General features: G+C 60.0%; 10 protein-coding genes. 8 read left to right on the top strand and 2 right to left on the bottom strand.

Features of this window, described 5'->3' with window-relative positions; genetic code table 11:
- Positions 1–31: 31 nt before the first annotated feature.
- Both L6963_RS09880 and L6963_RS09875 read right to left on the bottom strand, forming a co-directional pair.
- Positions 32–1,366, bottom strand: a complete 1,335-nt coding sequence (locus tag L6963_RS09880; protein WP_237207556.1) for a hypothetical protein — start codon at positions 1,364–1,366, stop codon at positions 32–34.
- Positions 1,367–1,466: 100 nt separating this feature from the next.
- Entirely contained in the window at positions 1,467–2,576 is a 1,110-nt protein-coding gene (locus L6963_RS09875) for a mannose-1-phosphate guanylyltransferase (protein WP_237187243.1), read from the bottom strand.
- Positions 2,577–2,891: 315 nt separating this feature from the next.
- On the opposite strand from L6963_RS09875, the gene sdhC reads away from it, so the two are divergent.
- From sdhC to L6963_RS09835, 8 genes are all read left to right on the top strand, one after another.
- On the top strand, positions 2,892–3,272 hold the full coding sequence (gene sdhC, locus L6963_RS09870) for a succinate dehydrogenase, cytochrome b556 subunit (RefSeq protein ID WP_237196975.1): 381 nt from the start codon (positions 2,892–2,894) through the stop codon (positions 3,270–3,272).
- Between the two features lie 3 nt (positions 3,273–3,275).
- Entirely contained in the window at positions 3,276–3,761 is a 486-nt protein-coding gene (locus L6963_RS09865) for a succinate dehydrogenase hydrophobic membrane anchor subunit (protein ID WP_237196973.1), read from the top strand.
- A 40-nt stretch (positions 3,762–3,801) separates the two neighbouring features.
- Positions 3,802–5,565, top strand: coding sequence for a succinate dehydrogenase flavoprotein subunit (gene sdhA, locus L6963_RS09860; RefSeq protein WP_135011169.1), 1,764 nt, complete (start codon positions 3,802–3,804; stop codon positions 5,563–5,565).
- A 1-nt stretch (position 5,566) separates the two neighbouring features.
- The gene (locus L6963_RS09855) at positions 5,567–6,352 is read left to right on the top strand and encodes a succinate dehydrogenase iron-sulfur subunit (protein WP_135011168.1); all 786 of its coding nucleotides are present in this window, start codon (positions 5,567–5,569) and stop codon (positions 6,350–6,352) included.
- Positions 6,353–6,425: 73 nt separating this feature from the next.
- On the top strand, positions 6,426–7,649 hold the full coding sequence (locus L6963_RS09850; RefSeq protein WP_237207557.1) for an amidohydrolase: 1,224 nt from the start codon (positions 6,426–6,428) through the stop codon (positions 7,647–7,649).
- A gap of 304 nt (positions 7,650–7,953) precedes the next feature.
- Positions 7,954–9,051 carry a BMP family lipoprotein gene (locus tag L6963_RS09845; protein WP_237207558.1) on the top strand — a complete coding sequence of 366 codons (1,098 nt, stop codon included), beginning with the start codon at positions 7,954–7,956 and terminating at the stop codon, positions 9,049–9,051.
- A 207-nt stretch (positions 9,052–9,258) separates the two neighbouring features.
- Entirely contained in the window at positions 9,259–10,875 is a 1,617-nt protein-coding gene (locus tag L6963_RS09840) for an ABC transporter ATP-binding protein (RefSeq protein WP_237187238.1), read from the top strand.
- Positions 10,862–12,160 carry an ABC transporter permease gene (locus L6963_RS09835; protein ID WP_237207559.1) on the top strand — a complete coding sequence of 433 codons (1,299 nt, stop codon included), beginning with the start codon at positions 10,862–10,864 and terminating at the stop codon, positions 12,158–12,160. The genes L6963_RS09840 and L6963_RS09835 overlap by 14 nt, the downstream gene beginning before the upstream one ends.
- Position 12,161: the final 1 nt, after the last annotated feature.

Genomic DNA, 12,161 nt, shown 5'->3' with positions numbered 1-12,161 from the left:
CCGCTTATGAATAAGCTTTATCGATAAAACGCTAGTGATCAGAGTCCACTTCGGTGGTGGTGACCAGTTCAGCGGTGCGGGAGATACCGTTAATCTCGTTGGGTACCTCGGGCAGGTCGATGCTGGCAAATACCTCGGCGGTGCCGTCCGCAATCTTCGCCAGGGAAACAACGTGTAGCTTCTTGGTGGCGGGGTCGGTGACGTAGGCGGTTTCGCCGTCAACCCAGATAGCGGGGCGGGGGTCCTGCCAGATTTCTGATTCGGTCCAGGAGTCCATGATGTCGACGGACCCCAGTTCGGTGCCGTCCTCAGCCCAGAAGCGGAGCTTGCCGTCGGTTGTCAGCAGCAGGTGGGAGCCTTCGGGGCCGCGGGCCAGTGAACGGAAGGTGTAGGAGACGCCTTCAGGTAGGGCGATTTTAGTGCGTTCCTTGGTGATGGTGTTGATCAGGGCGAACTGTTCGGGGCGTTCGAGCTCGGCGTCCTGGTCGGTTTTGTAGTCGGCAAGCACGATAGCTGAATCAGCTGAACCGGCCTGGTTGCCGGAACGGGAGTAGGGGTCTTCGGGGTTGGTGACCTTGGTGAAAGTGCCGTTTGCGTAGATGAGGGCGCCGTCCTGGCAGCCGACGGTGAAGGTGTCGTTAGCGGCGATCGCTTCGCCGTGGATGCCGGGGCAGTCGAGGTTTTCGGTGACAACCGAGCCGTCTGCGTTGATGATGGCTGCGCCGGTGCGGGCGTCCTCGGTGCCTACTGATACCAGGTACTGGTTATTTTCCAGGGGGATGGCCAGGCCGTGGTGGGCATCGGACAGGGTAATGGTTTCGGTGCTGACGCTGGTAGCGGTGTACTGATCAGCGCCGGTCAGGTCGGCGGGGGAGTAGACCTCGATGGTGCCGGTGTTGTCGGCGAACATGGCTGAGCGACCGTAGTCGGTGATGACGTGACCGGTACCGTCCGCTGCAAAGGATAGGGAGGTGAGAGCTGGGGTCGTGGTGTAGTAGTGGTCGTGGTCGCCGTGGGCCTGGGTCCAGGCGCCCATGTCGAGCATGGTGTAGGAGGAGCCGTCTGCTACCACCAGGTGACGGTTGTCGCCAGCGGGCTGCAAGCGTAGGAAGCCTTCTTTTTCGATGGTTTCGATGACTTCGAAGGTTTTGCCGTCCACTATCATGATTCCGCCGTCGTAGGTGAGGGCGATACGGGCTGAGGGGGTGGAGGCTTCGGTGATGGCAGCGCGCTCTGCGGTTGCGGTGGCGCTGGCCTGGTCGCTGCTTGAGGTGGCGGAGGGGGCAGACGCTGCCCCGCAGCCTGCAAGGGCAAGGGCGAGGGTGGCGCTGATGAGGGTGAAAAGAGGACGAGAGGTGTTGTGCATGCCCACCAGTCTAAACTAAATGAGAATCATTTGCATAATGTGGGTGTCAAAAAGGCCCGCACCGAGAAAACGGTGCGGGCCTTTGTGTAACTCTGATGGGCTAGAGCAGGTTGTCCTGGCCCAGTTCTTTCAGGGTATTGACGGTGTTTTTCACGCTCTGGGCGTCGTCGCGCACGGTGACAAGCAGGGCATCTGCGGTGTCAACGATAACAACATCTTCGATACCGATGACCGAAATCTTACGGCCGGTGTTGTTGACGACGATACCGGTGGATTCTTCGCTGATGACGCTGGACTTGTCGCCCAGTACGAAGAGGTCGTCACCGCTCTTTTCGATGTTGAGGCGGGCTACGGCGTCAAAGTCGCCTACGTCGTCCCAGCTGAAACGACCGGGAACCATGGCTACGTCACCGGCTGCTGCGGCAGGCTCAGCTACTGCATAGTCGATGGCGGTCTTGGGTAGGGTCTCCCAGAGACGGTTCATGCAGGCTTCACGTGCGGGGGTGTCCCAGGCGCGGGCGATTTCCATGATGCCGGCGTAGAGTTCCGGCTCGTTGGCTTCGAGGTGCTGCAGCATGAGGGCTGCAGGGGCCACGAACATGCCGGCGTTCCAGGTGTAGTCGCCGCTGGCTACGTACTCGGTTGCGGTGGCCTCATTGGGCTTTTCGACAAACTGTTCAACAGCAAGGACGCTGGGGGCGTCTTCCAGCCCCAGGTTCTGGGTGGCCTTGATGTAGCCGAAGGCGGTGGAAGGCTCGGTGGGTTCGATGCCGATGGTGACGATCTTGCCGGAGGCTGCGGCGTGTACGGCTTCGCGTACTACAGCCTGGAATTCTTCGACCGGGCTGATGATGTGGTCAGCGGCGAAGGAGCCAATGATGGCCTCGGGGTCGCGCTCGTGCAGAATAGCGCAGGCAAGGCCAATGGCTGCTGCGGAGTCGCGAGGTGAGGGTTCGAGTACCAGATCGGACCCGCGCAGCTCTGAGAGCTGCTGGGTGACGGCATTGGCGTGGGCTTGGCCGGTGACGACAAGGACGCCATCAGCTGCGAGGTCAACCAAGCGATCGTAGGTAGCACGGAGGAGGGATGAACCTGTCCCGGTCAGGTCAAGCAGAAATTTAGGTTCTACGGCGCGAGAGAGGGGCCATAGGCGGGACCCTACGCCGCCGGCCGGAATGAGGGGGTAGAACCGTTCAAGTGGTGTTCTCATTGTTTCTACAGTGTACCCAGAATTGAAGTCATAATGATGAAATCTTTTCCTTAAACTGTACGGCGCCGGTCACTTTTGACGGAAAACCTCACGGCGGCTTCCGCATGATAACGCCGATAGCTGGCTTAAGGGCATTAAAACCTTGCCTATTTCCCGGAAATACGGGGGTAAGAGATGGTGACACGGTGTAAGTAAGCAGCCCTAAAACCTGCTAATCTTGCTGTTGAGTAGAACACACAATACGTATGTTGCGTGGGCGCACAGATGGGCTCAACCTATCGGTGTGTCGTCTCGCATCACACAGGAGGTTATTCAGTGCCGAATACATCCAAGGGCACGCTGTACCGCGGCCGTGAAGGTATGTGGTCGTGGGTTGCCCACCGCATTACCGGTATCGCCATTTTCTTCTTCTTGCTGGTTCACGTGCTTGATACCGCCGTCGTCCGCGTCTCTCCCGAGGCCTACAACGCCGTCATGCACATCTACAAGAACCCCATCATGGGTCTGGGCGAAGCTGTTCTGGTAGCAGCTATTGTCTACCACGCTTTTAACGGTATCCGCATTATCCTGGTGGACTTCTGGAAGAACGGTGCCAAGAACCAGAAGGCTATGCTCTGGGGCGTCCTGGTGCTTTGGGCCGTCGTCATGGTTCCCTTCCTCGTCCGTCACTTCATGCTCGTCTTTGGGGGTCACTAAGACATGGCAACTCCTCTGAAAACCAAGATTTCGGTTCCCCGTAGCCGCGACAACACCGTATCGGGTGTCAAATACAACCGCGCCTCGTCCAAGCGCAACAACTTCGAGATGTTCGCCTGGCTTTACATGCGTGTCTCCGGTGTTCTGCTGGTCATCCTGATTTTCGGTCACCTCTTCGTCAACCTCATGATGGGCGAAGGCGTACACCGCATCGACTTCGGTTTTGTCGGCGGTAAGCTGGCTAACCCCTTCTGGCAGGTCTGGGATCTTCTGCTCCTGTGGCTGGCTATGCTGCACGGTGCTAACGGCATTCGCGTCATCATCGACGATTACGCAGAAAAGGACGGCGTGCGCTTCGCCCTGAAGGTAGCCCTCTTCCTTGCCACCGCTTTCGTGATTCTTCTGGGCACCCTGGTCATCTTCACCTTTGACCCCTGCCCCGCCGGTGCAGCCGCAGACCTTCTGCCGTCCTTCTGCACCGCCCCGTAAGCTATTGGCGCTCTAGATTTTAGAAAGAAGCATTCACACAATGCAGGTACATAAGTACGACGTCGTTATCATCGGCGCAGGCGGCGCAGGTATGCGAGCCGCTATCGAAGCTGGCCAGCGCGTCCGCACCGCTGTGCTCACCAAGCTCTACCCCACCCGCTCCCACACCGGTGCTGCCCAGGGCGGCATGTGTGCGGCTCTGGCTAACGTTGAAGAGGACAACTGGGAGTGGCATACCTTTGACACCATCAAGGGCGGCGACTACCTGGTAGACCAGGACTCAGCTGAGGTCATGGCTAAGGAAGCCATCGATGCCGTTCTCGATCTCGAGAAGATGGGTCTTCCCTTTAACCGCACTCCCGAGGGCCGTATTGACCAGCGCCGTTTCGGTGGCCACACCCGCGACCACGGTAAGGCCCCTGTGCGCCGCGCCTGCTACGCAGCAGACCGCACCGGCCACATGATTCTGCAGACCCTCTACCAGAACTGCGTCAAGCACAACGTAGAGTTCTACAACGAATACTACGTGCTCGACCTGGTTATGGTTGAGGACGAGGACGGCGTCCGCCGCCCCGCAGGTGTTGTCTCCTACGACCTGGCTACCGGCGACGTCCACGTCTTCCAGGCCAAGAGCGTTATCTTCGCCTCCGGTGGCTGTGGCAAGATCTTCAAGACCACCTCCAACGCCCACACCCTGACCGGTGACGGTATGGCCATTGCCCTGCGCAACGGTATTCCCTTGGAAGACATGGAGTTCGTGCAGTTCCACCCCACCGGCCTTGCTGGCCTGGGCATTCTGGTCTCTGAGGCCGCCCGCGGTGAAGGCGGCATTCTGCGTAACTCCGACGGCGAACGCTTCATGGAGCGCTACGCCCCCACCATTAAGGACCTGGCGCCCCGCGATATCGTGGCCCGTTCCATGGCGAACGAGGTACGTGAGGGTCGAGGCTGCGGCCCCAACAAGGACTACGTCCTGCTGGACCTGACCCACCTTGAGCCCTCCCATATCGACGAGAAGCTCCCGGACATCACCGAGTTCGCTCGTACCTACCTGGGTGTTGAGCCCTACACCGAGCCCGTCCCGGTCTTCCCTACCGCCCACTACGCCATGGGTGGCATTCCCACCAACATCAAGGCAGAGGTACACTCCAACTCCGAGGACATCATCCCCGGCCTTTACGCTGCCGGTGAGGTCGCCTGCGTATCGGTTCACGGTTCTAACCGCCTGGGCACCAACTCCCTGCTCGACATCAACGTCTTCGGTAAGCGCGCCGGCATCTACGCAGCAGAATACGCAGCATCAGCTGACTTCCTGCCCGTCCCCGACGATGCAGCCGACGCCACCCTGGAACTGCTCAACCAGATCCGCAACGGCGAAGGCACCGAAAAGGTCGGCCAGTTGCGTAAGGAACTGCAGGACGTCATGGACGCCGACATGCAGGTTTTCCGTACCGAGGCAACCATCCACAACGCCGTCAACAAGATTGTTGAGCTTGAAGAGCGCTACAAGAACATCCAGATTCAGGACAAGGGCAAGCGCTTCAACCTCGACCTGCTTGAAGCAGTTGAACTGGGCTTCCTGCTGGAACTGGCCAAGGTCATGTCCGTTGCGGCCCTGCACCGCAAGGAATCCCGCGGCGGTCACTTCCGCGAGGACTACCCCGACCGCGACGACGCCAACTTCATGAAGCACTCGATGGTCTACCTCGATGAGAACGCCGAGATGGAAGGCATTAAGGGTCTGCGTTTTGACACCAAGCCCGTGACCTTCACCCGCTACGAACCGATGGAGCGTAAGTACTAAAATGGCTGATTTTGAAGCACGTGAACCCGAATCCAAGGTTGAGCTGAAGTCTGAGTCAGGCGAAGCGGGCGCTATTCCCACCTTCGACGTGACTGTGCAGGTTCGCCGTTACAACCCCGAAGAGTCAGCAGAAGCCCACTGGGACGAATTCAAGCTGACTATGTACGGCACCGACCGTGTGCTCGATGCCCTGCACAAGATTAAGTGGGAGATTGATGGCTCGCTGTCCTTCCGCCGCTCCTGTGCTCACGGTATCTGCGGCTCCGACGCTATGCGCATCAACGGCCGTAACCGTCTGGCCTGCAAGACCCTGCTCAAGGATCTTGACCTGTCCAAGCCGATTACCGTTGAGCCCATCAAGGGTCTGCCCTGCGAGAAGGACCTCATCGTAGATATGGAACCCTTCTTCCAGGCCTACCGTGAGATTATGCCCTTCCTGGTCAACGACACCCACGAGCCGGAGCGCGAGCGCTACCAGTCCCAGGAAGACCGCGCCCGCTTTGACGACACCACCAAATGCATCCTCTGCGCCGCGTGTACCTCGTCCTGCCCCGTCTTCTGGACCGACGGCCAGTACTTCGGACCCGCAGCTATCGTCAACGCCCACCGCTTCATCTTCGACTCTCGCGATGACGCCGGTGACATGCGTCTTGAGATTCTCAACGATAAGGAAGGCGTCTGGCGCTGCCGCACCACCTTCAACTGCACCGAGGCTTGCCCCCGCGGTATTGAAATTACCAAGGCGATTGCCGAGGTCAAGCAGGCTATCCTGGCCCGCTCCCTCTAAAGGCCGGTAGAAAGTCGCGCTCCACATCCCCTGTGGAGCGCGACTTTTTTGTGCGAGGGGCTACTCTATATACATGTCGTCCTATTCTTTTGCTGCAAGCTCCTTGGATCTGAGCTCACCCTTGTTTGCCCAGCGTCTGCGTACCCTGGTGCCGGAACTGATTGCTTTTCGCCGCGAGGTGCATCAGAACCCTGAGCTGTCGTACCTTGAGAACAAGACGACCGAGCGTATTTTCCGTACCCTCACCGAGGCTGGGCTGGCACCCAAGCATTTGAAGGGTACCGGCTGCTACGTGGATGTGGGTTCTGGCCCGATGGCTGCTGCCCTGCGCGCCGATATCGATGCCCTGCCTATTCAGGAGGAAACCGACCTGCCCTACGCTTCGCAGGTCGATGGTGTCATGCACGCCTGCGGTCACGATATTCACCAGACCGTCATGCTGGGGGTTGCTATTGCCCTGCACCGCCTTCACCAGGAGCTTCCCCTGGGCGGCACAGTGCGTATTATCTTCCAGCCGGCTGAGGAGCAGCTGCCCGGCGGGGCCGTGGACGTCATTGCCCAGGGCATCCTCGAGGGTGTGCCCCGCGCCTTCGCCCTGCACTGTGAACCCAAGGTTGACGTGGGTAAAATCGGTACCCGCATCGGTGCAATCACTAGTGCCTCTGACACCATCAAAATTACTCTCAAGGGCCGCGGCGGCCACACCTCCCGCCCGCACCTGACCGAGGACGTCATTTACGCCCTCTCCCAAATCGCGATCAACGTGCCTGCTGTGCTCTCGCGCAAGACGGACGTCCGCTCCGGCGTGCTGGTTGCCTGGGGGCAGATTGAGGCGGGGGTAGCTCCCAACGCTATTCCGTCCACCGCTTTCTTGGCGGGTACCATGCGCTGCCTGGACGCGGACGTCTGGAAACAGGCCGGTGCCATGCTCGATGAGGTGGTCGATCAGATCGCTGCCCCCTACAACGTAGAGGTTGAGCTTGAGCACTACCGGGGGGTTCCGCCGTCCGTCAATACCGAAGATGAGGTAGCCATGATTGAGGCGGCCTCCCGTGCGGAGCTGGGGGAGGACTCCGTGGTGCTGGTGGAGCAGTCCATGGGTGGGGAAGACTTCGCCTGGATGCTCCAGGAGGTTCCCGGTGCCCTGATTCGTCTGGGCACCCGCGTGCCCGGTGGGGTGACCTACGACCTGCACCGGGGGGATTACGTTCCGGACGAACGCGCGATTGAGTACGGGGTGCAGGTTATGGCCGCGACCGCGCTGCGGGCTATCCGCTCGGAGCTGTCTCGCAGCTAACCTCCGGGAAGTTACCGGCTGGTAACTTTTTTCAGAAAATTTTTTGAGAGGGCAGGACGCCCGCTCCCGCTCCCGGGGGTGGCCTCCTGCCCTCTGTGATTAGCTCAAATACATATTCTGTGTGATTAAACAGCAGGAGCCTGTTGCGCGGTTCACGCTTTTTGAAGTAAATAGGGGGTGAATGGGAAGCTGAATCACACTAAGATGTGTTGTGTTACGCAAATTTTCTCTGAAAGCACCACTCACACACAGTTGGCGTAGACTATGCGCCGCCCGCTTTCAGGGCCGTACGAAAAGGACCTTCATGGCTTTCTCACGTAAGCACGTTGCATCCACCGGTTCCATCCTGGGTATCTCAGCCCTGCTGCTGTCAGCATGTGGCGCTGCCCCCGAAGAATCATCCTCAGCCTCCGGCGAGAGCAGCGACTACCTGGGCTGCATCGTTTCTGACTTCGGTGGCTTCCAGGACAAGTCCTTCAACCAGAACTCCTACAAGGGTCTGCAGGATGCCGTCGCTGAATACGGTATCGAGCACAAGGAAGCTGAGTCCACCACTGAAACCGACTACGGCCCCAACCTCGACCAGATGGTTCAGTCAGGCTGTAACCTGACCGTTACCGTCGGCTTCGGCCTGGCAGATGCTACCAAGGAAGTAGCAGAAGCTAACCCCGATATGCACTTCACCATCGTTGACGATAACTCCATCGAGCTCGACAACGTGCGCCCCATCGTCTTCGACACCGCTCAGGCTGCCTTCCAGGCAGGCTACCTGGCCGCTGCCCAGACCAAGACCGGTAAGGTTGCCACCTACGGCGGTATGGAATTCCCCACCGTTACCATCTTCATGGACGGCTTTGCTCAGGGCGTTGCCTACTACAACGAGCAGAAGGGCGCCAACGTTGAGGTACTCGGCTGGAACACCGAGAGCCAGTCAGGCACCTTCACCGGTGACTTCGAAGACGCCACCAAGGGCAAGACCAACACCCAGAACTTCCTGGACCAGGGCGCAGACATCATCTTGCCCGTAGCTGGCCCCGTAGGTTCCGGCACCCTCGAAGCTGTCAAGGAATACAACGCCACCAGCCCCGAGAACCCCGCCTCTGTCATCTGGGTTGACTCCGACGGTGTTGAAACCAACCCCGACTTCCAGGACATCATCCTGACCTCCATCATGAAGAAGATGGACGCCGCTATCACCGAAACCATCAAGTCAGACATGGACGGTAACTTCACCTCCGACGCCTACATTGGCACCCTGGAGAACGACGGCGTTGGCCTGGCCCCCTTCCACAGCTTCGAATCAGCAGTCTCAGACGAGACCAAGGATGAGCTCGACAAGATCAAGGAAGACATCATCTCAGGTACCATCAAGGTCGAAACCGCAGGTACCCCCACCGCCTAATCAGGCAGGTTAGCCTCGGGCTACTCACAACGGCTCACACCCTCAGCAACGAGAGGTGTGAGCCGTTTGTCTGGTCAGCGGTCCCGCTCTTGCAGACAGCCTTTAGGGTAGGGGCCTAAACCGCTAAACTAGGCACAAACACTCCTTCACTCTGCAGCCTGCACCAGGCCGTAGTGTGCGTCCGGTTCTCACACAGAAAGCCACCCCATGAAACTCGAACTGCGCAAGGTCACTAAACGCTTCGGTGACTTTACCGCGAACGACAGCATCGACCTTGTGGTCCGCCCCGGCACAGTACACTGCTTGCTGGGTGAAAACGGCGCGGGTAAGTCCACCCTCATGAACGTCATCTTCGGTCTCTACCAGCCCACCGAAGGCCAGCTGTTCATCGACGACCAGCCGGTTGAGTTCTCAGGCCCCTCAGACGCCATGGCCGCAGGTATCGGCATGGTGCACCAGCACTTTATGCTGGTCCCCGTCTTCACCGTTGCCGAGAACGTGGCCCTGGGCTCCGAATCCCTCAAGGGCGGCACCCTTGATCTTGAGACCACCCGCCGTAAAATCCGTGAGATTTCAGACCGCTACGGTTTTGCGGTTGACCCCGACGCCATTGTTGAAGACCTGCCCGTTGGCGTGCAGCAGCGCGTTGAAATTATCAAGGCCCTGGTGCGCGACGCAGAGATTCTGATTCTTGACGAGCCCACCGCTGTGCTCACCCCGGCAGAAACCGACCAGCTGTTGGGCATCATGGATCAGCTCCGTAAGGACGGCAAGTCCCTGCTCTTCATTTCCCACAAGCTCCGCGAAGTCCGCGAAATTTCGGACGACATCACCGTCATCCGCCGCGGCAAGGTCGTGGGCCACGCTGACCCCTCCATGTCGACCACCGAACTGGCCTCCCTCATGGTCGGTAAGGCCGTGCAGCTGACCGTCGATAAGTCTGAGGCCCAGACCAACGACCAGACCTTCGCCGTCGAAAACCTCACCCTGGTTGCAGAGAACGGCGTGCCCCTGCTCAAGGACGTCACCTTCACCGTGCACGGCGGCGAAATTCTCGCCGTTGCCGGTGTGCAGGGCAACGGCCAGACCGAATTGGCAGAATCCATCATCGGTCTGCACCCCAAGGCCACCGGCTCCATGAAGCTCAACGGCACCGAGCTGCTGGGTATGACCACCAAGCAGGTCCTGCGCACCGGCGTCGGCTTCGTGCCCGAAGACCGTAGCAAGGACGGCCTCGTCGGCTCCTTCTCTATTTCAGAGAACCTGATCCTCGACCTTTTCGACACCAAAGACTTCTCATCGGCAGGCACCCTCAACCGTGCCAAGATTTCTGAAAACGCTGACCGGGCAGGTGCTGAGTTCGACATCCGCATGGGCTCCAAGGAGCACACCGCCTCGACCCTTTCCGGCGGTAACCAGCAGAAAATCGTCGTAGCCCGCGAACTCTCCCGCCCGCTAGAACTCTTTGTCGCATCCCAGCCCACCCGCGGCGTCGACGTCGGCTCCATCGAGTTCATCCACAAGCGCATCGTTGAAGAACGCGACAAGGGCGTGCCCGTCATCATCGTCTCCACCGAACTCGACGAGGTTTACGGTCTAGCCGACCGCATCGCCGTCTTCTTCCACGGCGAACTCATGGGCATCGTCCCGCCCAGCACACCCCGCTCCGTGCTCGGTCAGATGATGGCAGGAGCCACCTACGAAGAAGCCCTCGCAGCAGCCGCAGAACACGAAGAAGAAGCCCCCAGCGCTTCCCACGCCAAGCACATGGCCACCACCCCCGAGACCCCCTGGGCAGAAGGAGAAGAGAATGAGCGAGCATAAGCCCGCAACCCCGCAGGTAGACCCTGCCCTTGCTGCCGATACAGCAGTTAAAACCCCGCCCCAGGACGTCCCCTCCCAGCTGGTGGCAACCGAGAAGCCCTCAACCTTCGCCCGCATCGCAGGCGGCAACGTCGGCCTCTCCATCGGCGCAGCCCTGGCAGCCTTCATCGTCGGTGGCCTGCTGATTGCAGCAACCGACCCCGCCACCCAGAAAGCGGCCTCCTACTTCTTCGCCCGCCCCATGGACACCATCAGCGCGGGCTGGACTGCCGCCTACGAGTCCTACCTGGCCCTGCTGCAAGGCGCTATCTACAACCCCAACGGTAAGAGCTTCGTTCAGCAGATTCGCCCCATCACCGAAACCCTGACCGTAGCCACCCCGCTCATCTTCGCGGGCCTGGCCGTAGCCCTCTCCTTCCGAGCAGGTCTCTTCAACATCGGTGCCCAGGGCCAGATTATCCTCGGTGCTATCGTCTCCGGCTGGGTTGCTCTCAACGCCGGCCTTCCCGCCATTATCGCCCTCCCCCTGGTAGTCCTCGGCGGCATCCTAGGCGGTGCAATCTGGGGCGGTATCATCGGTGTCCTCAAGGCTAAGACCGGTGCCCACGAAGTCATCCTGTCCATCATGATGAACTACATCGCGGCCAACCTGCTGGTCTACCTGCTCAAGACCCCCCTGCTCCAGCGCGAAGGCAGCTCCAACCCCATCTCCGAAAAGCTGCCCGAAGACGCAGTCTTCCCCCAGATTCTGGGCCCCTCCTTCCGCCTCCACCTGGGCTTCATCCTCGCCATCCTGGCCGTCCTCTTCATCAGCTGGCTCCTGAACCGGTCCACCATCGGCTTCCGCCTGCGTGCAGTTGGCGCTAACCCCAACGCCGCCCGCACCGCAGGTATCTCGGTTGCCTCCGGCTACATCATCGTCATGGCGATCTCCGGCGCCCTCGCAGGCCTCGGCGGCACCGCCCAGGTCGCAGGTACCGAAAAGGTGCTCACCACCGGCATCGCAGGTACCCTAGGCTTCGACGCCATCACCGTAGCACTGCTCGGACGCTCCACCCCCTGGGGTACCTTCTTCGCCGCCCTCCTCTTCGGCGCCTTCCGCGCAGGCGGCGTCTCCATGCAGGTCGCCACCGGCACCTCCATCGACATTGTTCTCGTGCTCCAGGCCCTCATCGTCCTCTTCATCGCCGCGCCTCCGCTGGTCCGCGCCATGTTCCGCCTGCCCGACCCCACCGGCAAGCCCAAAAAAAAGAAGTCAGCTAAGAAGAAGGCCGTGGAGGCATAAC

This window comes from Rothia nasimurium (genome assembly GCF_928392795.1).
Lineage (GTDB): Bacteria > Actinomycetota > Actinomycetes > Actinomycetales > Micrococcaceae > Rothia > Rothia nasimurium_F.
This window is presented reverse-complemented; position numbering and strand designations above follow the sequence as displayed.